The sequence below is a fragment of the Psychromonas sp. Urea-02u-13 genome (assembly GCF_002835995.1).
In the GTDB taxonomy this organism is placed as follows: Bacteria; Pseudomonadota; Gammaproteobacteria; order Enterobacterales; family Psychromonadaceae; genus Psychromonas.
Genome location: NZ_PJBZ01000198.1, coordinates 1 through 1,389, shown reverse-complemented (window position 1 = coordinate 1,389; position 1,389 = coordinate 1). Strand labels below are relative to the sequence as shown.

Sequence of the window (1,389 nt, the reverse complement as noted above, 5' to 3'; positions counted from 1 at the left end):
AGGCAAAAAGACGAGTTAACATCAGATATTCAAAAAGAAGCCGCGCTTGAAATTATTGCAAAGTGGCGTAAACGTTTGTCGAGTATCTCTTGGTTCATGCGTTGTCTAAATGAATTTATCGCTGTTAAAGCGAATAAAGAAGATAAGTGCAAGGGACGTTTCTGGGAAGGCAGATTCAAATCTCAAGCCTTGCTAGATGAGAAAGCATTATTAACCTGCATGGCGTATGTCGACTTGAATCCTATCCGCGCTAAGATGGCATCAAGTGTTGATAAATCGGAATATACCTCTGTTTTTGAACGTATTCATAACAAATCAAATGAGACAGAAAAGAACAATGAAGTTGAACATACGCGATTGGTAAAATTCATCGGTGCAGAGCATCAACATCAAGATAAAACAAAGGGCATTCATTTTACCTTGATTGATTATCTCGAACTTGTTGACTGGACGGGCCGCATTATTCGTGAAGGTAAGCGAGGTGCAATATCATCACAAGCTCCTGCTTTATTAACCTCACTTGGGTTAGATAACGACACCTGGCTAAGTTTAGCCAATGATTTCGGTAAAGACTATCATGGTGCAGTCGGGTCATTGGAAGAACTCGCGTTGTTTGCCTCGCATACGGGTAAAAAGTGGATATCGGGTCAGAACAAGTTACGACAAATTTACCACTGATTTTTCAAGCCTAAGATTTAACAATTCACATTATGAGTGCCTAACTTAGGTTGATTGTGCCTATAAATCAGCAATATCGCGTATTTTCCTCATAGTATGTTCTCCCTCACCATTTTTAGAAATTAAACATGCATTTCGTTTGTTGTTATCTATTTCACAAACCTATTTTTTATTTTTAAGATTGTTTGAAACTTTGGGATGTCCGGTTTTAATTTCTCTTTTAATTTTTAATTCTTAAGATTTGTATGTATTTCTATTTTGATGATTGGGTACATGGTACTATTAGATTGATAGGAATTTTTATAGTATGGTTATTAATTGGTTTTCTTTATTTTTAAATTGTAAATACAGAAATTTTTCACTTAATAATGCCTCTAAAATAATCAAAAAATCCAGGTGTCGAGTAAAAAAATTTAATTTTAAAAGCCTATTAAAGGCAGTAGATAACCCAATTCTGAAATGTGTTTTAGTAGCATGAGGAACAGCGGCTTTAATTTCTACTACTGCATTTTCACCGATAGGTATTGTTGGAGTCATGGATTGGACACAAAACCAATCGGGGACACCCGACTCTTTTTGACTGAGTTTCAAGAAACCAATAGGGGACACCCGTACCTTTTTGACTGAACTTCAAGAGTAACCTGCGTTTAAATAAACAGCATAGGTTTTCCTTGGAGGTTGTGAGCTTACGGCAACATAGCGTGACATTGT

General features: G+C 36.3%; 1 protein-coding gene and 1 pseudogene. One reads left to right on the top strand and one right to left on the bottom strand.

Going from position 1 to position 1,389, the window contains the following annotated elements:
• A pseudogene (locus tag CXF74_RS21350) lies at positions 1–678 on the top strand (alpha-amylase family glycosyl hydrolase); the annotation flags it as partial.
• Between the two features lie 300 nt (positions 679–978).
• Here CXF74_RS21350 and CXF74_RS21345 read toward each other — a convergent pair.
• Entirely contained in the window at positions 979–1,287 is a 309-nt protein-coding gene (locus tag CXF74_RS21345; protein ID WP_157822517.1) for a hypothetical protein, read from the bottom strand.
• Positions 1,288–1,389 lie beyond the last annotated feature (102 nt).